The 566-nt window shown below is 59.9% G+C and carries 1 pseudogene; it reads right to left on the reverse strand.

Annotated elements, in window-relative coordinates:
- Nucleotides 1-351 precede the first annotated feature (351 nt).
- Nucleotides 352-566: pseudogene (locus NKI63_RS30675) on the reverse strand (IS110 family transposase); the annotation flags it as partial.

Genomic DNA, 566 nt, shown 5'->3' on the forward strand with positions numbered 1-566 from the left:
CAACGTCACCACCGTGCCATGGCCGCTCGCCCCTCAGAGCAAGCCCCGTTCTCTCTCCAAAACTTTTTGCAGAACCTTCAGCACATCTGTGGACGCCCCCGTGAGCGCAAGAAGAATCTTCGAAAGGCAGTATAGCGGCGCGTAGTCGGGTGCTGACATCTGTCCGGCCTCTGATGCGGCCTTCCATTTGCCGCCGGCCCGTATGGGAGTTCGCCGATCGGATCCATATCACTACCGCGCGCTCGAAGCGCTCTGTGCTGAACTGGTTTTTCCGATCCGTCTCTCATCGACTGTCGCGCCATACCTCTCCGTGTGACCTTCCTACACCTGCGACGACCTCAGACCGAGCTGCTATGCTGCCACGGCCGGAGCCCTGTAGGTCCCACCTCTTGCCATGAGCGCCCAGACGATGCGGGCCATCTTGTTGGCAAGAGCGACGACCACAAGCATTGGCGGCTTGCGGGCGAGCATGCGCCCAAGCTGTCGGCCGAATTGAGAAACTGACCCCCTGACGAAATGAAGAACTGACCCCTCGGTTATGAGAGGAGGCATGGATGACGGTTGAG

It is taken from the genome of Mesorhizobium sp. M0410 (assembly GCF_040321435.1).
GTDB lineage: Bacteria > Pseudomonadota > Alphaproteobacteria > Rhizobiales > Rhizobiaceae > Mesorhizobium.